The organism is Tenacibaculum tangerinum (assembly GCF_029853675.1).
In the GTDB taxonomy this organism is placed as follows: domain Bacteria; phylum Bacteroidota; class Bacteroidia; order Flavobacteriales; family Flavobacteriaceae; genus Polaribacter; species Polaribacter tangerinum_A.
Genome location: NZ_CP122539.1, coordinates 1,863,745 through 1,886,080, shown reverse-complemented (window position 1 = coordinate 1,886,080; position 22,336 = coordinate 1,863,745). Strand labels below are relative to the sequence as shown.

Genomic DNA, 22,336 nt, shown 5'->3' with positions numbered 1-22,336 from the left:
TTAGATTGTTTTATTAGGTATTCTCTATATAGTAGGCTTCATATTTTGTTTTTTCATCTTTAGATATATCTTTTAAATGATTTAATATTTCACTAGTTAATTGATGTAACTTAAATGTATAGTTACGATTTTTTATATTTTTATTTATGGTATAGGCTAAAATGAATAAAATTATACTGGTAGAGAAGAAAATGTAGGAAAATATATTATGATTTAATAACAAAACTGTTTGACTGTCTTGAGCAAGTGAAGATTTGGTTGATTTTTCTACAATTGAAATTATTAGCTCAGGGAAGAAAAAAATTAAAGAAAAACTAGCTGTTAAAATTGATAGTAACAGCACAATAATTTTAGTAGAATTTAGAGAAAAATCTTTGATACTCTAAGAAAGAGATTTTTCCTCCATCTTTTTAAAAGTATTTTCAAATTCACGTATTTTTTGATCAGTAATTTAGATTTTATACAGTTTGTAATTACGAATTTCTTCTTTAATACTACTATTGGCCATATCTCATATTATTTTCTATCAATTATACAAAAAAAACTCGGAATTAACTAGTTGCGTTTTTTAATGAGTTTTTTTGTCTTTTAGTAAAAATAGAAAACCTTGAGAGTAATCTCAAGGTTCGCAATTATTGATTGGTTTTTTTTGAAAGGACATGCTTTTTAGAGATTAGTTGTCCTGACTCAGAAATCCCTTCAGTATAAATAATAATTTTTTCTTGTAAGTTTAAAGGAACTTTAAATTGAAAATATGAATTGGGTTTAATTTCAATATCAGGTTTCCAAAAAACATCTCCAAAATATACGTATTTATAATCAATATAGGAATTATAAGTAGGAGTGTAATATTCTTTGGCTTTTGAAAAACCTTTTGATACACGATAATATGAGAAAGTACTTTTTTTATTTTTGTATTCAGCTGGAGAATAGGAGTATATATAAACATGTTCACAACTATTGTTGTCAAAAACTCTACCATAATAAATTTCTTTTACTCTATCGAGATATAAAGTTTCTGTAATCCATAACATTTGACTTATTTCATTATTGTCAAGAAATAGTCTGACTAAGGGTCTAAATTTGTAATTATTTGTTTTTAATGTACAACCAGACCTTGGATTAATTATTACTTCTCCATCATCCATATAAATATTATAAAGTTTACCTTTTAGAAAATCAATCACAGTCTCACTAGAAGAGAAAATATAATTTTTCATTTTTTGTCTACTCAAAAAAGTAACAGCTCCGTATGGAGGATTTTCATACTCTTCAATATTCCTTTTCTTTCTTATCCTAACTTCATCAAGTATTTCAGTTTCTTTAAAAGTTGATGCTAAATTTTCTATTTTAAAATTCAATTGCTTTTTGTTTTGAATCTTGTCGGTGTAGTTATTTGGTAAAATTTCATAGGAACTTCGCTTGGAAAATTGAAGTGAAGGGGTAATTTTATGTATGATTTTTTCTTTTCCTTTTATCCCAAATTGTATATGTGAGTCTTCATGAACGAAAGTATTCGGGAGTTTAAAGTTTCCATTATTTGGTTTTAGAACTTGCACAATATTATTTTCTCCAGAGAAAATTAAAAGCTCTTGATCGCTTTTCAATGGTTTGTTAAGTTTTCCCGTAATGGTTATACCATTTTCAAACTCATAATAAGTTTTAGGATGATTATTGAAGATATTAGACCAATCATATTTGCTCCATCCTTGTGTGAGTAGTAGCAAGTCTAAATCACGTAGTTTTTTATGATTTATGTTACTTAAATAATATTCAGCATCTTGAATGTGTCCTTTAATGTAGGGTTTAAAGATAAAGGCATTATAGATATTATCAGTTGGTTTATATGCTTTTGTATGAAAAGGAAGAAATGAGGAACTTAAATAAAGCTTTTGATTACTTTTGTTTTTGATTTGAAAAGTTAGAGAGTCATTCGTTGAGTTGATTTTTGTTATACCAATATCGGCGTAAAGTTCTTTCTTATGATTGTATATAATTCGTTCTAAAATAGGCTCAAAATTTTCATTAAATACCGTTATTATGTTAACTCCCGCTATTAAATTTTCTTTATTTATGATAATTGAATAGTTTGTGTTGTTATTTTGAAATGTCAATTCTTGCTTTTGATAGTTTCTGGTATTATGAATAAATACAGTATATGTTTTTGTATTCAGATTGGGTAAAGATTTTTCGTTTGTGCTAAATTTAATGAATAACTTCTTAGTATTACTATTAATTACTCTCATAGTAATCCCAATCTCTTTAGGGATAGAAGTTTTTTGAGTAATTAAAATTCCATTGTCTAATGTCGCCTCTAGTGTGTAAATTTCATTTTTATCAAAAAATAGGTTAACACTTCCCAATCCAAATTTATTGGTTGTAAACTCTTTTATTACTACACCTTTACTATTTTTAACTACTCCTTTACTAATGTGAATACCTTCATTATTCTTATTTTTTATCAGAACCCCTAGATTGTTTATCGTTTCAGAAACTATATGACCACCTTCAGGAAATAATTTGAATTCATAAAATTCTTCTTGATTAATTGAATTATCAGTTTGTTGTTTCTCATTTGTAATAATACTTATTTCTTGGATATATGAATTGTCTTCGTGGAAATTTTTCATCCAACTTGTTGAGGCCTTTAAATAGTAACTTTCTTTGGTATAAGTTGAGTCAATTTTTATATTTCCTCTTCCGATACCTTCAGTTATTTTAATTAACTTTTGGTCTTTTATGTTGCCTTTTTGGTCAAAAATAGAAATGTATAAATTAGATGTTGTCTTGTGGAGTTTTTGAGAGTTTTGCTCTTGTACGTAAGCTTTGAACCAAATTTCTTCTCCAACAAAAAAAGTAGTTTTATTTAAGTGCAAAAAGGGTACCTCTCTAGTGTTTTCAAAGTAATTAGAGTAGCTTTTAATAATGCTTTTTTGTGCTAATAATAAGTTACAAGTAGGTACTAAGATTAGTAAGAAGAATATTTTTTTCATAGTCTTGTTTTTAATTTTTCTTTCCTAAAAAACCGCAAAAATAATGCCGTAATCATACAAAAAACCTCGGAGATTTCCCCGAGGTTTTAAAATATTTAGGTGTCGCGAGCCTTCTCTACCTACATCATTCCTGGCATTCCACCGCCCATTGGAGGCATTCCGCCGCCTGGGTTATCTTCTTTAATGTCTACTAAAGCACATTCCGTAGTTAAGATCATTCCTGCTACAGAAGCAGCGTTTTCTAATGCCACACGTGTTACTTTTTTAGGGTCGATAATACCAGCTTCTAACATATCTACATAGGTTTCAGACTTCGCGTCGTAACCAAAGTCTTTATCGCCTTCTAAAACTTTATTAATAACAACCGAACCTTCACCTCCTGCATTTTCAACAATAGTGCGTAATGGAGATTCAATAGCTCTGTTTACGATTTGAATACCTGTAGTTTCATCTAGGTTATCAGTAGTAATTGCCTCTAATACTTTTTTAGCACGTACCAAAGCTACACCACCACCAGCTACAATACCTTCTTCTACAGCAGCTCTTGTAGCGTGTAAGGCATCGTCAACACGATCTTTCTTTTCTTTCATTTCTACTTCAGAAGCAGCACCTACATATAACACTGCCACTCCGCCCGCTAACTTCGCCAAACGCTCTTGTAATTTTTCGCGATCGTAATCAGAAGTAGTCGTTTCTATTTGTGCTTTGATTTGGTTTACACGAGCTTTGATTTGAGCTTCATCACCAGAACCGTTTACGATAGTCGTATTATCCTTGTCAATAGTCACTGTTTCAGCAGTACCTAATAAGTCTAATGTAGCATTTTCTAACGAGAAACCTCTTTCCTCAGAAATTACCGTACCTCCTGTTAAAATAGCGATGTCTTCTAACATTGCTTTTCTACGGTCACCAAACCCTGGAGCTTTTACTGCAGCGATTTTCAATCCACCACGCAATTTGTTCACTACTAAGGTAGCTAAAGCTTGCCCGTCAACGTCTTCAGCAACAATTAATAAGGGTCTTCCTGATTGTGCTACAGGCTCTAAAATTGGAAGAATTTCTTGTAAGTTAGAAATCTTTTTATCGAATAATAAGATATACGGATTTTCTAAATCGGCAATCATTTTATCGGCATCGGTTACGAAGTATGGTGATAAGTATCCACGGTCAAATTGCATTCCTTCAACAACATCAACATACGTGTCAGTTCCTTTAGCTTCTTCAACAGTAATTACTCCTTCTTTTCCAACTTTACCAAATGCTTCTGCAATTAAGTTACCAATTACGGTGTCGTTATTAGAAGAGATTGAAGCTACTTGCTGAATTTTTTCTGAAGAATCACCCACTTCTTTTGCTTGCTTAGCTAAATCTTCAGTAATCGCAGTAACCGCTTTTTCGATACCGCGTTTTAAATCCATCGGATTTGCCCCCGCAGCCACGTTTTTTAATCCTTCTTTTACGATAGCTTGTGCTAGTACGGTTGCAGTAGTAGTACCGTCACCAGCTAAATCGTTTGTTTTAGAAGCTACTTCTTTTACCATTTGAGCTCCCATATTTTCTAACTCATCTTCTAGCTCTACTTCTTTTGCTACAGAAACTCCATCTTTAGTTACGTGAGGAGCTCCGAATGATTTAGAAATAATTACATTACGCCCTTTAGGTCCTAAGGTTACTTTTACTGCATTTGCCAATGCATCAACTCCACGTTTTAATCCGTCGCGAGCGTCTACATCAAATTTTATATCTTTTGCCATTTTGTTTTAGTTTTTAGCCGTTAGCTTATAGCTTTTGGCTTAGTTTTTTAATTTTTTTGATTAGTGGCTAATAGCAAAAAGCTAAAAGCAAATAACTTATTAGATAATAGCGAAGATGTCGCTTTCTCTCATGATTAGATAATCTTTTCCTTCCAATTTGAGCTCAGTACCAGCGTACTTTCCGTATAAAACAGTATCACCAACGTTAACCGTTAAAGGTTCGTCTTTGGTTCCGTTTCCAACGGCAACGATAGTTCCTTTTTGTGGTTTTTCCTTTGCGTTGTCAGGAATGATGATTCCTGATGCTGTAGTAGTTTCTGCTGCAGCTGGTTCTACAAGAACTCTATCTGCTAAAGGTTTAATGTTTAATCCCATTTTATATTTTTTGATTGATTAAATTAATTTTTACTGGTTATGTCTTGTCAGAAATTATGCCATTAGATTTTTGCTGACAATTTTTCTAACACATTTGAGGTACGTATAAAAAAAATGCCAACGTGTCATTTACGTCGGCATTTCATCGTGTATTTTGTAAAAACTACTGAGCGCTATCTTTAGCAGTATCAGTTGCTGCTGGTGCAGCAGGAGTTGTAGTAGTTTCGTAATTGTTTAACGTTTCATCTAATTGAGGGGCATCGGCTGCATTACCTCTTGGAATAGCAAAATTTGCTAATAAAATTAAGGCAAACATGGTAATAGCTAAAGTCCAAGTAGTTCTGTCTAAAAAGCTATTCGTATTTTGTACACCTCCAATATTTTGAGCTCCACCGCCTCCAAATGATGAAGATAATCCTCCACCTTTAGGATTCTGAACCATTACAATTAAGATTAATGCTATTGCAACAATCAATATTAAAACTAAAAGTAAAGTATACGTTGTCATTTATTTATTGTTTTGTAAAATTTGTATTCTTTTAATTTGGTCTGCAAAGAAACCACTTTTTTCTGGATATTTCAAACTTAATATTTTATATGCTTGAATCGCACTATCATATTTCTTTTGCTCTAAATATACCTTAGCTAAAGTTTCAGTAGCTAACGGGTTATTTTGTTTGTTTTCGGTAATTTTTACGTCAGAGACAATTGTCTTGTTAGGACGAGATATTTTTGGAGCGGTTTTAATAAAACGATCGATAATAGCATCTTGTTCAGATTGTTCAGGATTCTCATCTACTTGCTTTTCTAGAGGTTTATTATCGTCAGAAGTTCTTATAATCGCTTTTTTCGAGGATAGTTGTAGCCATTGATTGAAAGAAAATGTTTCATTTTTTGTAAATGAAAGTGGTTTTCCGATAGCTAAATCTTCTTCTACATCTGTAACTTTTGTTGGTTTTCTTTTGGGTAGAATCTTTTCTTTTAAAGTAATTTTTGGTTCTTGTTGGGATACTTCTTTGAAGACCTTAGACGTAATAAAATCAAATAAAACACTTCTATCACTCGTATGAGCCGCTGTTATTTTTAACTCGTTATTGTATTTGTAACTTTCTTGATTTTTTAAAATTTTTAAACGAAGTGCTCGAGCAGATTGAAAATAAGGGTACTTTTGAATAATAGCAGTAATATCTGAAACTTGTTCTTGAGAAACTAATTCAGGTTTTTCTAATAACTGTATGTACGAATCCTTATTCAAAAAAAACTACCATTTTGCCACTGAGGCATTAAAAATATCTTGTGTAATACGTCCTAAAATTTCATCTAAGGCAGCTTCTAAAACTTCTCCTGTTAGCTGTTCGTTAGCCCCATAATCATCGAAATAAGAGAAACGCTTTTCAAAATTATCTTTTTCTACTAAAGCATTCACAAAGTTCACATTTACAACAATTGTTAAGCGGTTTTGAGCAGCTGTTTGTTGTGCAGTGGCACTCATTGGAGTAATACGATAGTCGACAATTTCACCGTAAAAATGCAAGTCGCCACCAGCTTTTACCAAGGTTAAATTGGTTTGACGCGTAAACAAATCTTGTAAGTCTTGTGTAAACCTTTGACTAAGTGTTGGCTCTACTAAAGGTGCTTGGTTAGGAAAAAAATCAACCTGAATTGTTTTTGCATCTCCAATGTTTCCTCCTGTAAAAGAGTAGACTCCACAACCTAACATTACAATAGTTGTAGCGATAAAAGTAATAAAGTAAAATAGCTTTTTCATAAAATTAAAAGTAAACAATTCAAGTTTATATAATATGCACGAGTTTTTACAAGTCGTACTGTTTTATTTTTCGATATAAAGTTCTTTCTGAAATTCCTAATTCTTTGGCAGCTAACTTACGCTTTCCATTATTCTTTTCGAGAGATTTTTTTATCATTTCAATTTCTTTTTCTTGTAAGGATAAATTCTCATCTTCTTCAATGGTTTCTGCATAGTCATAATCACTTTGATGAGAAGATGATTTTGGTATTTGTACAACTTCTATATTTGAAGCTTCCGACAAGTCTTGGTCTTGATAAATACGTTCAATTAAACGATGGTTATCCTCTTGGACTTGTTCAGAATTGCCATTTTGCATTAAATCTAAGGTTAGTTTTTTTAGATCGTTAATGTCATTACGCATATCAAACAAGATTTTATACATAATATCTCGTTCGTTGGCGAAATCTGACTGATTTGTTGTTTTGCCTCCAACTACCGCAGGCAAGTTACTACGGTTTTTAGGTAAATATTGAAGGAGTTTTTCAGGAGTAATAAACCTGTTTTCTTCAACGATTGATACTTGCTCGGCAATGTTTTTTAGCTGACGAATGTTACCAGGGAAATGATAGTTTAACAACATCTTTACCGCATCTTCATCCAGTCGAATAGTGGGCATTCGATATTTTTGGGCAAAATCAGCAGCAAACTTTCTAAATAACAAGTGTATATCTTCTCCACGTTCTCTCAATGGAGGAAGTGAAATTTCGATAGTGCTTAGTCGATAGTATAAGTCTTCACGAAACTTTTCTTTGGCAATAGCTTCGTGCATGTTTACGTTGGTTGCAGCGACAATACGAACATTGGTTTTTTGTACCTGAGACGACCCTACTTTGATAAACTCTCCGTTTTCCAATACGCGCAACAAACGTACTTGTGTTGTTAAAGGGAGTTCGCCTACTTCATCTAGAAAAATGGTACCTCCATCTGCCACTTCAAAATACCCTTTACGAGTTTGCGTTGCTCCTGTAAAAGCTCCTTTTTCATGTCCGAATAATTCACTGTCAATAGTTCCTTCAGGAATCGCACCACAGTTTACAGCAATGTATTTTGCATGTTTTCTGTGAGATAATTGATGAATGATTCTTGGAATGTTTTCTTTTCCCACACCGCTTTCTCCGGTAACTAACACCGAAATATCAGTAGGAGCCACCCGAATCGCTTTTTCAATAGCGCGATTGAGTTGCATATCGTTACCGATAATTCCAAAACGTTGTTTTATAGCTTGTAAATTTTCCATTGCTTTCTTTACAGTAAAGAAAAAAGAATAGAGAGAAAAGATTGCGTCTTTTCTCTTGACTCTATTTTCTATATATTAATTATTTTCAGAATAGCCTACTGCGATTCCTTTTAAGGTAGTAGACGTACAATCTTCAATTTTTACATTTACAAAATCACCCATTTTATAGTGTTCCTTAGGAAAAACAACTACGGTATTTTGTGTATTACGACCTTTCCATTCATTTTCATTCTTTTTTGAGGTTCCTTCAATTAATACTTCTTGAATTTTACCCACATGCTCTTTAGCTCTGTACAAGCTATGTTCTTGTTGCAAATCGATAATTTCTTGTAAACGACGTTTTTTAATTGCTAAAGGAACATCGTCTTCCATTTTTTTTGCAGCCAAAGTACCCGGTCTTTCAGAATAGGCAAACATAAATCCGAAGCTATACTTTACGTAGTTCATCATATCTAACGTATCAAGATGGTCTTCTTCAGTTTCACCACAGAAACCAGCAATCATATCTTGACTCAACGCCATTTCAGGAACAATTTTGTAAATATTGTCAACCAATTCCATATACTCTTCGCGAGTATGCTGACGATTCATCGCTTTTAACATATTGTTGCTTCCGCTTTGAACAGGCAAGTGAATGTATTTGCAAATATTTTCGTGTTTTGCCATCACATGAATAACATCCAACGTCATATCTTGCGGATTTGAAGTTGAAAAACGGAAACGCATTTTAGGAAACTCAGTAGCACACATGTCTAGCAATTGTGCAAAATTCACTGCGGTAGCCTGTGCTAACTCAGAAGCCTTTTTAAAATCTTTTTTCAAGCCACCACCATACCATAAATAAGAATCTACATTCTGACCCAGTAAGGTAATTTCTTTAAAGTTTTTTTCTTGCATGCTGCGAATCTCTTCAATAATACTCTTAGGGTCACGGCTGCGCTCACGACCACGAGTAAACGGAACCACGCAGAACGTACACATATTATCACAACCACGCGTAATCGATACAAATGCTGAAACTCCGTTAGAATTTAATCGTACAGGAGAAACATCGGCATAGGTTTCTTCTTTCGATAAAATAACATTAACAGCATCACGACCTGCATCTACTTCTTCTATTAAATTAGGTAAATCACGATAGGCATCAGGACCTACCACCAAATCTACAATTTTCTCTTCCTCTAAAAACTTCTCTTTTAAGCGTTCAGCCATACAACCCAATACCCCAACTTTCATTTTCGGATTGTGTTTTTTTGCATGATTGTATTTTTGCAGTCTGTTACGAACGGTAGTTTCTGCTTTTTCGCGAATCGAGCACGTATTTACCAACACCAAATCTGCATCTTCTAAGGTTTGTGTAGTGTTAAAACCCTGTTCAGCTAAAATCGACGCCACAATTTCGCTGTCGTTCATATTCATTTGGCAACCATAACTTTCAATAAAAAGTTTTTTGTTGTTCCCTTTTTTATGTTCTGTAACAAGTGCTTTTCCTTGTTTTTTCTCATCAATTACTTTCTCTACGTGTTCCATAAAATCCTAAAATCGTACTAATAATAGGGAGCAAAGATACAACCAAAAAGTGTAATTCGTGACAAATTGACAGGAATTGTTTCTTTAAGAAAAAGTAAAATTTTGTAAAAACAAACTCATTAAAAAAAAACTATATACTTTTGCAAACTGAATTGTACCTGTTTTAATAGGGTATAAAAAAGATTAAGAGATACAAACCTATGGCAAAAAATTTAGTAATCGTTGAGTCACCTGCTAAAGCAAAAACGATAGAAAAGTTCTTAGGAAAAGACTTTCAAGTAGAATCGAGTTTTGGACATATTGCAGACTTACCATCCAAAGAGCTAGGAGTTAATGTTGAAGGAGACTTTAAGCCAAAATATGTGGTTTCAACCGATAAAAAAGCGGTGGTAAAAAAACTGAAAGACTTAGCGAAAAAGGCAGACGTTGTTTGGTTAGCTTCCGATGAAGACCGTGAAGGAGAGGCCATAGCATGGCATTTGGCAGAGCAACTAAAATTGAAGGAAGAAAATACAAAACGTATTGTTTTTAACTCTATTACTAAAAATGCCATTTTAAAAGCTATTGAAAATCCACGTACCATCAATTATAATTTAGTTGATGCGCAACAAGCGCGACGTGTGTTAGATAGAATCGTAGGGTATGAGTTATCTCCTGTATTGTGGAGAAAAGTAAAACCAGGGTTATCGGCAGGTAGAGTACAGTCGGTTGCTGTAAGACTAATTGTTGAGAGAGAAAGAGAAATTGAAAGTTTTACCCCAGAAGCATCTTACCGAGTTGATGCAGAATTTGTTAATGAAGAAGGAAAAAAGTTCAAGGCAAAACTTGCCAAGAATTTTTCAACAAAAAAAGAGGCAGAAGCTTTTTTAAACTCGTGTTTGCATGCAGAATTTTCGGTAGCTGATTTGCAAAAAAAACCAGCAAAAAAATCTCCTGCACCACCATTTACTACTTCTACGTTACAACAAGAAGCGTCGAGAAAATTAGGATTTCCTGTAGCAAAAACAATGCTGGTTGCACAGCGTTTATACGAGGCAGGTTTGATAACGTACATGAGAACAGATAGTGTAAATTTATCGAACGATGCAAAAAATGCTGCCCAAGCAGAAATCATTGCTTCGTACGGAGAAGAGTACAGCAAGCCACGTAACTACGCAACCAAATCAAAAGGAGCGCAAGAGGCGCACGAGGCGATTCGCCCTACCAACATGGAGCAACATGAAATTACAGGCGAGTATGACCAAACAAGATTGTATAGCTTAATTTGGAAGCGTACACTCGCTTCACAAATGAGTGAAGCTCAGTTAGAGCGCACCGTGGTGAAAATAGATAACGATAAGAACAAAAAGCAGTTTACAGCAAATGGAGAAGTAATTACATTTGAAGGCTTTTTAAAGGTGTACCTTGAAGGAACAGATAATGAAGAAGAAGAGCAAGCAGGAATGCTGCCGAAAATGGAAGTTAAAGAGCGATTGGTGAATGAATTGATAACAGCAACCGAGCGTTATACAAGACCTCCTGCGAGATATACAGAAGCGTCTTTAGTAAAACAGTTAGAAGAATTGGGTATTGGTCGTCCTTCTACCTATGCGCCAACTATTTCAACAATTCAACGAAGAGAGTATGTCGAAAAAGGAACTGTAGAAGGAAACGAAAGAGCGTATACACAGTTAAGTTTAGCCAATCAAGCGGTATCAGAACAAACGTTAACAGAAAGAGTAGGTTCAGAAAAAGGAAAGCTAGTTCCTACAGATATAGGAAATATTGTCAATGATTTCTTGGTCGAAAACTTCGACGCTATTTTAGATTATGGTTTCACTGCCAGAGTAGAGAATGATTTTGACGAAATTGCTGAGGGGAAAGAAGATTGGACAGCAATGATTAAAGACTTTTACAATAACTTTCATGTAGTTGTAGAAGATGTTGCTGAAAATGCCGATAGGGCGAAAGGAGAACGTTTGTTAGGAGTAGACCCCGAAAGTGGTAAAAATGTATATGTGAGATTAGGTCGTTACGGAGCTATGGTGCAAATCGGTGAAGCTACCGACGAAGAAAAACCTCGTTTTGCAAGTTTACAAGCAAATCAAACCATGAATTCCATTACCTACGAAGAGGCTATGGATTTGTTCAAATTGCCAAAGGTAGTTGGTGAATACGAAGGGAAAGAAGTGGTAGTTGCCAATGGAAGGTTTGGTCCTTATATTAAGTTTGATGGGAAGTATGTATCGTTAGATAAAGATGAAAATCCGATGTCGGTAGATATGGAGAGAGCCATCGAACTCATAGAAGCAAAAAGAAAAGCCGATGCCCCTATTGGAAACTACGAAGGCATGCCTATTCAAAAAGGTGTAGGGCGTTTCGGACCCTATATCAAATGGAATTCTATATTTATTAATGTAAATAAGAAGTATGATTTTGACAATTTAAGTCAGGCAGATCTAGAAGAGTTAATTGAAGATAAAAAACAAAAGGAACGAGAAAAGTTAATACATAATTTTGAAGAAGTCGGAATTCGTGTAGAAAAAGCACGTTGGGGTCGTTTTAATGTAATTAAGGGGAAAGTGAAAGTAGAACTTCCTAAAACCACAGAAATTGAAAAACTAACACAAGAAGAGGCGGTTAAGATGATAGAAGCAAAGTCTCCGAAGAAGAAAGCAACAAGAAAGAAAGCGGCTAAAAAAAATAAAGAAGCTTTGATAAAAAAAATAGTTTAGTATATTGCAACCTTAAATTTCCCCTTATAATGAATATAGACTTCTTTACCCCAATAGAAGACTCTGTACTTGCTCATGCAGTATTGCAATCTTCTTCCACACTTGGAAGAAATATTCAATTGCATACTACTCAAGCTGGCTTTCCAGATTTGAACGAGATTTCTGTAGCTATTATAGGAGTTAAAGAAGATAGAGGTGCTGTACATAATTTGGGAACGGGGAAAGAACTCAATGAAATTCGTAAACATTTATATCAACTATTTCCTGGTAAGTGGAATGTAGGTATCGCAGATCTTGGAGATATCGAACAAGGAAATACGATACAAGACACTTATTTTGCGGTTAAATCATCTGTAACATTTTTGCTTAAAAATAGCATACTACCTATAATTATAGGAGGTGGGCAAGATATAACGTATGCAAATTATAGGGCTTACGACGAATTAGAGCAAACAGTAAATCTAGTAGCGGTAGATAGCCGATTTGATTTAGGAACTATAGAAGATGAATTGAACTCTAAATCTTACGTAAGCAAGATTGTTATGGAGCAGCCCAATAATTTATTTAATTTTAGCAATATAGGGTATCAAACCTACTTTAACTCTCAAGAAGAAATAAGCTTATTAGATAAGTTGTATTTTGATGCATACCGATTGGGTGAGGTCAAAGACGTAACATTAGTTGAACCTGTTATGCGCGATGCTGACGTAGTTAGTATAGATATAGGATGCGTTCGACAGAGCGAAGCCTCTGCAAATAAAAATGCTTCTCCGAACGGTTTTTACGGAGAAGAAATATGTGCTATTGCACGTTATGCAGGAATTAGTGATAAAGTAACCTCTTTTGGTATTTACGAATACAATAGTACATTAGATTCAAACTTTCAAACAGCAAATCTAATAGCACAAATGATTTGGTATTTTATAGAAGGAGTGAATTCAAGAGCTAAAGATTATCCGTTTGCAACAAAAGAAAGTTATCAGAAGTTTACAGTACTTTTGAATGATGATGATCCAATAAACTTTTACAAAAGTGATAAAAGTGGTCGTTGGTGGATGGAAATAAATTTAATATCGAATAATAAACACAAAAGACATACGTTAATACCATGTAACTATCGAGATTATGAACAGGCACTACAACAAAAAACACCCGAACGATGGTATAAAGCCCTGCAAAAGCTTGTTTAGAAGAAGGTTGTGTGTTCTTTAAAAAATAATAACTCGTAATTGTTTTTTAATAAAAAAAATAATAGGTTTACGTCTCTTTTATAAGAAAGATATAATATGAAAAAAATAACAGTACTTGCATTGTTAGTATCTATCATTTACTCTTGTGGTTCAAGTGGTGATAGAGGGGAGTTGGTAGGAGTAAAGTCCAAAAGAAAGTGGTTTGCAGAAAAACCATACGGCATGGCCAAGATTCCTGGAGGATCTTTTACTATGGGGAAACAAGATGAAGACCCCATGGGAGCTATGAATGCCCCAACTAAAACTGTTACGGTTCAGCCATTTTATATGGATGAAACAGAAATTACCAATAGTGAGTATAAAGCATTTGTTCATTGGGTAAGAGACTCTATAACAAGAACGAAGCTAGCTTATCAGGCAGAGTTTGCTTCTTTAGGAGGAGACGAAGCCAGTACAGGTAAAAACGCTAAAGGAATTCAATTATATGCCTTTGCCTCAAAAGATACAGTAAATGAAACTCCGTATGAAAAATACATGCGTGAAAATTATTACGAGTTGGGTGAAGGATTAGATTCACTAAAGCCACTAAATTGGGAAGAAGAAATCATTTGGGATTCTCAAGAATACCCAGACGCAGACTATGTAGAGGTAATGGACTCACTTTATATTAAAAAAGATGAGGCATTGAACGGAGTAAGAACCTTTAACGTAGATTTATTAGATTATAGATATTACTGGTTTGATAACGAAGCAGCTGCCAGAACAGGTAAAAACAGAAAAGACTTCTTAAAAGATAAGGTAATTAATGTGTACCCAGACACCACAGTTTGGATTAAAGATTTTAATTACTCATACAACGATCCTATGCACCAAGAATATTTTGCCCACAAAGCATACGAAAATTACCCAGTTGTAGGGGTTACTTGGAATCAAGCAAAGGCTTTTTGTCATTGGAGAACGAAAGCAAAGAATAGCTACCAGCGTTCAAGGAAAAAACTAGGGTTAGTTCCTGCATTTAGATTGCCAACAGAAGCAGAATGGGAATATGCCGCTCGTGGTGGACTTAACTACGGTAAGTATCCTTGGGGTGGACCCAGCACTACCAGTGATAGAGGATGTTTTTTAGCGAACTTTAAACCAGTGCGTGGTGACTATGCTGCTGATGGAGCTTTATACACAGTTGAAGCATTATCATACAACCCTAATGAATATGGATTATTTAATATGGCAGGAAACGTTTCTGAGTGGACAAATACTGCCTATAGCCAAATGTCATATTACATGGGATCTACGATGAATCCTAATGTTGAAATTAAAGAAAATAGAAGAAAAATTATCCGTGGAGGTTCATGGAAAGATGTAGCTTATTTCTTAGAAGTAAGTTCTCGTGATTGGGAATACGCTGATACTGCGAGAAGTTACATCGGATTTAGAACTGTACAAGATTATTTAGGAACGAATAAAAACAATTAAGAAACAAAACAACAAGAATAAATATTAATCCCCAAAAATTTAAAAAATTATGGCACAATCAAAATCAACCAAGAAATTGTTTAATATGGCTTACGGTTTAGGAGCCTCAGTAGTTATCCTTGGAGCATTGTTTAAAATCTTACACTGGCCATTTGGAAATGAAATGTTAATCTTAGGTATGATTACCGAAGCAATAGTATTCGCACTTTCTGCTTTCGAAAGTGTAGAAGACGAATTAGATTGGACTAAAGTATATCCAGAGTTAGCAGACGGAAAAACAACAGGAAAAAAAGGTAAAGAGGCAACTCCAGAAGATGCACAAAGTATGTTGTCACAAAAATTAGATACTATTTTAAAAGAAGCTAAATTAGATGCACAATTGGTATCTCGTTTAGGCGATAGCATTAAAAACTTTGAAGGAGCCGTACAGCCTTTAGCTTCTGCTACTCAATCAATCTCAGCAACAAACAGTTATAACGAGCAAATGTCAAGAGCAGCCGCTCAAATGGAATCGTTAAATAGTTTATACCAAACACAAGTAGAAAATGCTAGCAGACAAGCTGACTTAAACTCTGCAATGGTAGAAAACTCACAACGTTTACAAGAACAAATGCAGTCGTTAGCAACAAACCTATCTTCATTAAATGGAGTATATGGAGGAATGTTAACCGCAATGTCTAACAAAAATTAATTAGTTTATCAAAACAAAAAATTATTAATAAAACAAACTAATTAATATGGCAGGAGGAAAACTATCACCAAGGCAGAAGATGATTAATCTTATGTACTTAGTATTTATTGCAATGTTGGCAATGAATATGAGTAAAGAGGTATTATCAGCTTTTGGATTAATGAATGAAAAGTTAACAGTAGCAAATGAAAAAGCTGCTGAGAAGAATAAAATAGCTTACGAAACATTAGCCCAAAAAGCAGCAGAACAAGAGAAGCAATACGGCGAAGCTAAAGAGAAAACAGATAAGCTTAAAGTAGCAGCAAGCGAATTGTATGCGTACATCGGAGACTTAAAAAGCCGAATGACGGGTGACCTAGAAGATAAAAAAGCCTATGAGACCATGGACAAGTCTAAGTTTTTAGACGAATTGTTCTTTAAAGGAGGAAAGGTAACCAAAGAAGGTAAAGAGTTCGTAGCTAAAATTGATGCTTTTAGAAACGATGCCATGGCAGCTTTAGAAGGTACAGAAGTAGCAGATATAATAGCGACTCGTTTTAGTACAGATAAAGTTACTAATAAAGATGGTAAGAAAATCGACTGGTTAAAGTATAACTACGAAGGATTTCCGTTAATTGCTTCGTTAACTAAACTAACCCAAATTCAAGCAGATATCAAAGCTACAGAGTCTGATGCGTTATCCGCTCTATTACAAGGAGAGTTACAAAGTGCCGTATCGATGACCAAATACGAAGCAATGGTTGTTTTTGATAAAGGAGCTTATTATCCTGGAGAAAAATTATCTGGTAAAGTTATCTTAGGTAAGAAAGATCCAAATTTAACTGCTGAAAAGGTAATTATTAACGGAGAGGAAATCGCTAGTGAAAAAATCCAAGCAGGTCAAGTTATTTTAGATGGACCAGCAGGAAATGTAGGAGATAAGGAGTTATTAGGAGAGTTTAAGTTCAAAGAAGCTGACTCTACAGTAACGATTCCAATTAAAGGATCGTATGCGGTTATTCCAAGACCTAACGAAGCATTAGTTTCTGCAGATAAAATGAACGTAGTATACCGTGGATTAGCCAATCCTTTAACAATTTCTATTCCAGGAGTGCCTAGCAATAAAGTAGCTGCTTCGGCACCAGGATTAAAAAGAACAAGTGGAGACAAGTACACAATGTACCCAGGAAAAGGAAGTGAAGTGAATATTGTGGTTACAGGTACACCAGCTGGAGCCGACAAAGCAGTACGTTCTGTAAAGAAATTTAGAATTAAAGACATCCCACCAGCAGTGGGTATGGTAAGAGGTCAATATGATATGGTGAAAATGCCAAAATCTAGTGTTGGTAATGTATCCGTAGCGGCTGGTTTACCAGATTTCTTATTCGACTTAAAACTAAACGTATCGAGCTTTAAGATTAAAGTACCAGGGCAAGTAGCGATTCCTGTTAGTGGAACTAGAATGACTGCAAGAGCAAAACAAGCATTAACCAAAGCAAGAAGAAATGATGTAATTACTATTTTTGACATTCAGGCATCAGTTTCTGGCTCAAACTATAAAATTAAAAAGGTATTGCCTGTTAACATAGAAATTACGAATTAATAAGTAAAACAAGAAAGTATGAATTGGAAGCGTTTTTATATGGTTTTATTCGCATTTGCAGCGACGAGCTATGCAAGTGCTCAAGCTAACCTTTTAAATGCTAAAAAGGTAGATGAAATTGGATTTAAATCTGAAGCTCAAATTGCTTCAGAAGATGACAAACCACTTCCTTACGGCTATATTAGTGATAGAGATGTGTTGTGGTCTAAAGTGGTGTGGGAATATGTAGATTTGAATCAAAAAATAAATCTTCCGTATTACTATCCAATTGATACGATGAATGCTGGTTTAACAAGACGTTCTTTATTTGATACCCTTTTAAAAGGGATTAAAAATGGTGAAATAAAAGAGGTGTATAACGACTCGTATTTTACTACTAAAATAGGAATGGAGCAAGTAAAAACGATGACCTACAACCAAAGACAGAATGGAGATTATGTAGATGATTACTACGTCAAATCAGAAGATATCAAAGGCTATATGCTAAAGGGTATTTGGTATTTCGATAAACGTCAAGGTGAGTTAAAGTACCGTTTGCTAGCACTAGCACCTATGGGGCCCGATGTGCAAGTAATGGGAGTTGAAGAGATTGACGATACCGAAAATGTGTATGAGTTGTTTTGGGTATTCTTCCCAGATGCTAGAGAAACATTACACAGTTCAAAAGTATTCAATCCAGAAAATTCAGCCCAACCCTTATCATATGACAACTTGTTAAATGCGAGGCGTTTTACTTCTACGATTCTAAAAGAAGAGAATATTTATGGAGATAGAGCCATCTCTGATTATGTTCGTGGCAATTCTTTATTCCAATTATTAGAAGCCAATAGAATTAAAGAGGGTATTCGTGATAGAGAAATGGATATGTGGAATTATTAATTCTATTCGTATTAAAACAAAAAAGCGTTTGCAATTGCAAACGCTTTTTTGTTTTAATAGTAGTACTTTTGAACTATGAATACAGAGGTAGATTATATCATAGTAGGTTTAGGACTCTCAGGAATAGCTTTTACAGAACAATTGCTGAAAAACAAGAAGAGCTTTGTCGTTTTTGAAAACAATTCACAAGTATCTTCAGTAGTGGCTGGAGGCGTATATAATCCAGTTATTTTAAAAAGATTTACCCCTGTTTGGAATGGGCATGAGCAACTAAAAAAAGCCATTCCTTTTTATCAAGAATTAGAAGAGAAGTTACAATGTACTTTAGATTATCAGTTCACTACTAAAAAAGTATTTACCAGTGTAGGAGACGAGAATAATTGGTTTATAGCATCCGATAAACCGATGCTATCGTACTATATGAATCCGAAAATTTCAAAAGAAAAAACAAAAGGAATTATAGGAGGTTACGGTTTCGGAGAACTAAAAGGTACTGGGAGAATCGATACGCCCTTATTAGTAAAAATCTACAAAGAATATATAAAATCATTAAACAACCTTATAGAAGAAGAATTTGACTATTCAAAAGTTGTTATTCAAGAAGATAACGTTAGTTATAGAGCTATTACTGCAAAACGAATTGTGTTTTGTGAAGGATTTGGACTGAAGAAAAATCCGTTTTTCAATACCTTACCCTTGAACGGAACCAAAGGAGAAACCATTACGATTCATGCACCTGAATTGCAAATAGACTTTTTACTAAAAGGAAGTGTATTTGTAATGCCATTAGGCAATGATACCTACAAAATAGGTGCGACGTTTAATTGGACAGATAAAACCGCAACTCCTACAAAAGAAGGGAGAACAGAACTAGAAGAAAAATTGCAAAAAATAATAGCAGTTCCATACACAGTAATCGAACAATCGGCAGGAATACGCCCCACAGTAAAAGACAGAAGACCTCTCGTTGGCACACATGCTGAATATCCGCAATTAGCCGTGTTAAATGGCCTAGGAACACGAGGAGTTATGATTGCACCAACCGTTGCAGAAAACCTGTACAATCACCTAGAAAAAGGAGAACAACTAGACGAGGAAATCAATATCAATAGATTCTTAGAGCAATAGCTTTTTGTTTGCATTATTTTTATACTTTTAACGTGAATCTTATTTAAACATACCATAAAGTAATTTGTTTGTGCTTAACAGTCGTTATTTTAAAGAAGGTTTCTTAAAAAAATAATTCGCTTTAAGTCCAGCCATCAAATTGACTCAAACCCTTTTATATACCTATGCCTAATATGCTCTATTTTACAAATGTTTTTAGGTTAATCGTTCGAAGATTCTATACGGACGTTTTTTCTAAGTAAAATAGCTTCATTATCTGAGAGGTTTTGTTTTTTTATGTTCTTTCTCATCTTGTAAAAATAGTTCAGCTAAAGCTTTATATATACACTTTATTAGTAAAGAGCTGTCCAAAAAGATTCTTAGTAATGGTATCCGTTAGATCAATGCTTCTATCATCTACGTTGCCTTTAGTCAGGTAAAAAGTTAAGAATTTCCTTTATAACTGATAATCGGATGAAGTTAAAAGCCAAACAACCACCCGATGGTAAGATTTCCCTTTTTCAGTAATACCCTTGAAGACCCTATGCTGTTTCTCTCGTTTGATTTGAAAAACCCGACGTAAGGTAGAGTCAAATTAATATAGTTAATGCCTCTTGATTTGCCCAAGACCTTACATTAATATAGCATCAAAGGTAAGTAAGATACACTCTTTTCTAGCATTGAATCGTGCGTGGCTTTTCAAATGAGGAAAGAGGTCTACAAGATGTTTACAGATATATTGCGTGTAAAAATGCTTTAAGTTCGTAAACTAAGCGAAGTGAAATAGTAGATAAATATTCATCATCTCAATATAGGATAACCATCCTTTTCTATTGCGACTTTTAACACTAGAATTCTCTAAGATTGGACGATTTTCTATTTGCGAAGCAAATTCTTTGTAAAAACATCCAATTCTACAAAGAATTCTGTAACTTCATTTCTGAGTATTTGAAGTGCTTTTATTGTTTAAGTTGCTGAAAAATCAGTAAAATAAACTAATATAAACAACTTATTTCTTATCCGATATTCAGGTTATTTTATGTAAAATTTACAGCATACAGGTTTAAATTACGTAATAGATTTTAGTTGTAATGAACCTTAAATTTAAAATGGTGTTACATAGGTACGACAATGGCACCATCAAATTTCTCACGAATTTTATTTAAAGCTCTATCGGCATGCAAACGCGTTTTGTAATTTCCAACTTGCACTTTCCATTCCGGAGCTTTATACGATAGTTTAGTGTAAATGTCTGGGTATTCAATTTGAAACCTGTTGCGTATAGATTTTGCACGTCTTTCCAAACCATTGTATAGCTGAATTCTGTAACCAGTACCGTTGTTTTTATTGTATGTTCGTTTCTTTTCTATTAAAGAAATTATATTCTCGTTATCGGTATGTTTACTTTGCGCATTGCTGGTAAAAATACCCACAGTAATGCTTAGTAAAAACGTAATAAATAAGCTGTATTTTTTCATTTTTTTGATTCTTTTTGCAAAAGTAACGACTTGTTAGTTAATACATTGTTAAGGTTAGTTATTTAGAATTGTTATAAATTACAGATTAGGATTCTCTTAACATTTCACAATTTAGACAGAAGTAGTACTTTTGTGCAACTTTCTGTAAACTAATTTTAGATTAGTAGTATAGAAAATATTGTACCAAAATAGATACAAAACTTATATTTTATAGTATGAAAAGTGTGAATCATCACAGTAGATTAACCCAAACTCTAGTAAGGAGTTTAGCTTTCTTTTTAGTTTTTTTAGTTAGTTTTTCAGCGTTTTCACAAGATGTTGACGAAGCCCGTCAAAAAGAAGGAAAGAAATTATTCAAGTCTTTATGTGCCTCGTGTCACAAATTAGATAAAAAGCTGATAGGGCCTGCGTTAGCTAAAATAGAGGAGAAAAGGAGCAACGAATGGCTAAAAGCTTGGATTAAAAACAATGCTGAATTAAGAGCTTCTGGAGATAAAGATGCGATTGCAATCTTTGAAGAGTATAATGGGTCTAACATGACTGCTTTTCCTCAGTTAACAGATCAAAATATTGATGATATTCTCTATTATACCACTATTGGTGAAGTAAAACCAGCTGCTGCTGCAGGGGCTGAAATAATAAGTGAAGTACACTCAAACCAAGCACCAGACTGGTTAATATATATATTAGCCGCAGCAATAGTAGTCGCTTTCTTAATTATTGGTAGTTTACTAAAAACGATTAGCGAGTTAAAAGGTGCTCCTAAAACTCCAGGTTTTACAGGACAAGCTGCTGAGTTATGGGAAGGAATTAAGAAAAATACCTTCTTAAAAGTGCTAACAGTTATTTTTGTTGCGTTAGTAACCGCTTATTTCTTGTTCGGAACACTATTTAAGGTAGGTGTAGATGAAGGATACCAACCAATTCAACCTATTGCATTCTCACACAAAATTCATGCAGGAGATAATAAAATCGACTGTCAATACTGTCACTCATCTGCTAAACACAGCAAACATTCAGGAATTCCTTCGGTAAATGTTTGTATGAACTGTCATAAAAACATTTCGGAAGTAGCAGAAGATACGAAAGTAGTTATGGAAGACCGTACTTTGGTTAAAGCCGATTTAGACAAAGAGATAGCTAAAATTTACGAGGCCGCTGGTTGGGATGCTGATAAATTAGCATACACAGGAAATGTAAAACCAATTAAATGGGTTAGAATTCACAACTTACCTGATTTTGCCTACTTCAACCACTCACAACACGTAACAGTTGGAGGAGTAGCTTGTCAAAAATGTCACGGGCCTATAGAAGAAATGGAAGAAGTATACCAACATTCACCATTAACCATGGGTTGGTGTATTGATTGTCATAAAGAGACAAAGGTTGACTTAAAAGGTAACGAGTACTATGCTAAGATTCACGAAGACTTAGCTAAAAAGTATGGTGTCGAGCAAGTAACAATAGCTCAATTAGGAGGAAAAGAGTGTGGTAAGTGCCACTATTAATCAATTTAGAAAGTA

Annotated in this window: 18 protein-coding genes and 1 pseudogene; 8 read left to right on the top strand and 11 right to left on the bottom strand. The window is 34.1% G+C overall.

The features are described from left to right. Nucleotides 1–13 precede the first annotated feature (13 nt). The 9 genes from P8625_RS08250 to miaB form a co-directional block, all read right to left on the bottom strand. A complete protein-coding gene (locus P8625_RS08250) occupies nt 14–343 on the bottom strand; it encodes a hypothetical protein (protein WP_279649993.1) in 330 nt (109 codons plus the stop codon). 289 nt (nt 344–632) lie between these two features. Then, nucleotides 633–2,993 (bottom strand): hypothetical protein, encoded by a 2,361-nt coding sequence (locus P8625_RS08245; protein WP_279649992.1) that lies wholly within the window; start codon nt 2,991–2,993, stop codon nt 633–635. Between the two features lie 119 nt (nt 2,994–3,112). After that, nucleotides 3,113–4,747 carry a chaperonin GroEL gene (gene groL / locus P8625_RS08240; RefSeq protein ID WP_279649991.1) on the bottom strand — a complete coding sequence of 545 codons (1,635 nt, stop codon included), beginning with the start codon at nt 4,745–4,747 and terminating at the stop codon, nt 3,113–3,115. A gap of 99 nt (nt 4,748–4,846) precedes the next feature. After that, complete coding sequence (locus P8625_RS08235) at nt 4,847–5,122, bottom strand: co-chaperone GroES (RefSeq protein WP_279649990.1); 276 nt, start codon at nt 5,120–5,122, stop codon at nt 4,847–4,849. Nucleotides 5,123–5,285: 163 nt separating this feature from the next. Continuing rightward, nucleotides 5,286–5,630, bottom strand: a complete 345-nt coding sequence (secG, locus tag P8625_RS08230; protein WP_279649989.1) for a preprotein translocase subunit SecG — start codon at nt 5,628–5,630, stop codon at nt 5,286–5,288. After that, a complete protein-coding gene (locus P8625_RS08225) occupies nt 5,631–6,377 on the bottom strand; it encodes a hypothetical protein (protein WP_279649988.1) in 747 nt (248 codons plus the stop codon). Between the two features lie 6 nt (nt 6,378–6,383). Further along, nucleotides 6,384–6,890, bottom strand: a complete 507-nt coding sequence (locus P8625_RS08220; protein ID WP_279649987.1) for an LptE family protein — start codon at nt 6,888–6,890, stop codon at nt 6,384–6,386. Between the two features lie 46 nt (nt 6,891–6,936). Continuing rightward, the gene (locus tag P8625_RS08215; RefSeq protein WP_279649986.1) at nt 6,937–8,169 is read right to left on the bottom strand and encodes a sigma-54 interaction domain-containing protein; all 1,233 of its coding nucleotides are present in this window, start codon (nt 8,167–8,169) and stop codon (nt 6,937–6,939) included. A 75-nt stretch (nt 8,170–8,244) separates the two neighbouring features. Further along, entirely contained in the window at nt 8,245–9,699 is a 1,455-nt protein-coding gene (miaB, locus tag P8625_RS08210; protein WP_279649985.1) for a tRNA (N6-isopentenyl adenosine(37)-C2)-methylthiotransferase MiaB, read from the bottom strand. Between the two features lie 200 nt (nt 9,700–9,899). Here miaB and topA point away from each other — a divergent pair, with 200 nt between their 5' ends. The 7 genes from topA to P8625_RS08175 all read left to right on the top strand — a co-directional run bounded on the left by topA (nt 9,900) and on the right by P8625_RS08175 (nt 19,356). Continuing rightward, nucleotides 9,900–12,413 (top strand): type I DNA topoisomerase, encoded by a 2,514-nt coding sequence (gene topA, locus P8625_RS08205; protein ID WP_279649984.1) that lies wholly within the window; start codon nt 9,900–9,902, stop codon nt 12,411–12,413. Nucleotides 12,414–12,442: 29 nt separating this feature from the next. Then, a complete protein-coding gene (locus P8625_RS08200; RefSeq protein WP_279649983.1) occupies nt 12,443–13,603 on the top strand; it encodes a formimidoylglutamase in 1,161 nt (386 codons plus the stop codon). Between the two features lie 96 nt (nt 13,604–13,699). Further along, nucleotides 13,700–15,076 carry a T9SS ring complex lipoprotein PorK/GldK gene (gene porK / locus P8625_RS08195; RefSeq protein WP_279649982.1) on the top strand — a complete coding sequence of 459 codons (1,377 nt, stop codon included), beginning with the start codon at nt 13,700–13,702 and terminating at the stop codon, nt 15,074–15,076. Between the two features lie 49 nt (nt 15,077–15,125). Beyond that, on the top strand, nt 15,126–15,767 hold the full coding sequence (gene porL, locus P8625_RS08190) for a type IX secretion system motor protein PorL/GldL (protein WP_279649981.1): 642 nt from the start codon (nt 15,126–15,128) through the stop codon (nt 15,765–15,767). A 46-nt stretch (nt 15,768–15,813) separates the two neighbouring features. Then, nucleotides 15,814–17,349 carry a type IX secretion system motor protein PorM/GldM gene (porM, locus tag P8625_RS08185; protein ID WP_279649980.1) on the top strand — a complete coding sequence of 512 codons (1,536 nt, stop codon included), beginning with the start codon at nt 15,814–15,816 and terminating at the stop codon, nt 17,347–17,349. Between the two features lie 18 nt (nt 17,350–17,367). After that, a complete protein-coding gene (gene porN, locus P8625_RS08180) occupies nt 17,368–18,228 on the top strand; it encodes a type IX secretion system ring subunit PorN/GldN (protein ID WP_279649979.1) in 861 nt (286 codons plus the stop codon). Nucleotides 18,229–18,303: 75 nt separating this feature from the next. Further along, nucleotides 18,304–19,356, top strand: coding sequence for an NAD(P)/FAD-dependent oxidoreductase (locus tag P8625_RS08175; RefSeq protein WP_279649978.1), 1,053 nt, complete (start codon nt 18,304–18,306; stop codon nt 19,354–19,356). A 43-nt stretch (nt 19,357–19,399) separates the two neighbouring features. Here the strand turns inward: P8625_RS08175 and P8625_RS16445 are convergent. Further along, a pseudogene (locus P8625_RS16445) lies at nt 19,400–20,283 on the bottom strand (transposase). 167 nt (nt 20,284–20,450) lie between these two features. After that, nucleotides 20,451–20,813: an SPOR domain-containing protein gene (locus P8625_RS08170; protein WP_279649977.1), complete on the bottom strand. Its 363-nt coding sequence runs from the start codon at nt 20,811–20,813 to the stop codon at nt 20,451–20,453. Between the two features lie 215 nt (nt 20,814–21,028). On the opposite strand from P8625_RS08170, the gene P8625_RS08165 reads away from it, so the two are divergent. Beyond that, entirely contained in the window at nt 21,029–22,321 is a 1,293-nt protein-coding gene (locus P8625_RS08165) for a c-type cytochrome (protein WP_279649976.1), read from the top strand. Nucleotides 22,322–22,336 lie beyond the last annotated feature (15 nt).